The sequence below is a fragment of the Citrobacter sp. Awk 4 genome, from assembly GCF_028069725.1.
In the GTDB taxonomy this organism is placed as follows: Bacteria; Pseudomonadota; Gammaproteobacteria; order Enterobacterales; family Enterobacteriaceae; genus Citrobacter_D.
Map to the genome: position 1 here is coordinate 1 of NZ_JANEWG010000184.1, position 242 is coordinate 242.

1 pseudogene is annotated in these 242 nt (G+C 61.2%); it reads right to left on the reverse strand.

Going from position 1 to position 242, the window contains the following annotated elements:
* A pseudogene (locus tag NNO04_RS22750) lies at window positions 1–242 on the reverse strand (RHS repeat-associated core domain-containing protein); the annotation flags it as partial.

Sequence of the window (242 nt, forward strand, 5' to 3'; positions counted from 1 at the left end):
CGGTATCCCTGCCAGAGGAAGCGGGTTTCGGTGGTGCCGTGGGCGGTGGCGACCTGTTTTCGCGTACGTCTGCCCAGCGCATCATACTGATAGTGCGCCTGAAAACGCCCCAGCGGGCCGGTTCCCTGCGCCGATATCAGGCGGTTTTCTGCATCCCAGGCATAGTGCTGTTCATACAGACCACTGCGGCGGCGGACCAGGTTGCCCCAGGCGTCATACTGCATAAACAGATTCTGCCAGTG